The sequence below is a fragment of the Ochrobactrum sp. SFR4 genome (assembly GCF_019730395.1).
Classification (GTDB): Bacteria; Pseudomonadota; Alphaproteobacteria; order Rhizobiales; family Rhizobiaceae; genus Pseudochrobactrum.
This window is the reverse complement of record NZ_JAAPBB010000088.1, coordinates 1-632: the sequence shown is the minus strand read 5'-3', so window position 1 is coordinate 632 and position 632 is coordinate 1. Positions and strand designations below refer to the sequence as shown.

Sequence of the window (632 nt, the reverse complement as noted above, 5' to 3'; positions counted from 1 at the left end):
ATAAAAAGTGACACGGAAGAAGTTCTCACCAGAGAGTGCCGAGTTTGTGTTCAAAGCAATTGTCTGAGTAATGGCATTGCTTGCACGTTCCTGTGTAATGCCGACGACGGAACGATCTGCAGGAAGTACGAAAGCGTTATCTATGCCGATCTCACGCTTTCCATATGCAAGGCTGGACGGGTCTTTTGTTGCGCAGGAAGCCATAAAAAGACTTGATAAGATCAGTATACAGGGACGCCAAGCTACCAATTTTGCGAACCTCATCTTTTATAAAAAACAATAAATAAGTAGCTTTGCTGAAATACTGCTTTGTAAGCAGGACATCTCAAATTCGAGTCAGGCCATTTATAAGTGGTAGCGTTTCATGGTTAAAAATATATTAAATTTTAGTCTCTGTTCGCAATGTGAATTAACTTTAAGGTGAAAAATTGAGGTAGATGTAAGCGAGTTTCTCCAGCACTCGTGATTTTAAGTGCTTGAATTTAATAAATAGCTCGGTTTGTTTGAACAGCTTGGTGCGCTTTGTGGCGTCACGGCAATAATGTAAGCGGTGTTTTGGCCCCACATTCTGTTTGATTTTCTGATCTGTCATTAAGAGGCTTTGAATGGACAGACCGGAGTTTCTCGATGGA

General features: G+C 41.0%; 2 protein-coding genes. Both read right to left on the bottom strand.

Annotated features, from left to right (window positions below):
* Nucleotides 1–204, bottom strand: a 204-nt coding sequence (gene bcsN, locus HBA93_RS17980; protein WP_221724204.1) for a cellulose biosynthesis protein BcsN, incomplete at its 3' end; no start/stop codon positions are given.
* A gap of 211 nt (nt 205–415) precedes the next feature.
* Nucleotides 416–632: hypothetical protein (locus HBA93_RS17975; RefSeq protein WP_221724203.1), on the bottom strand; the 217-nt coding region annotated here is incomplete at its 5' end.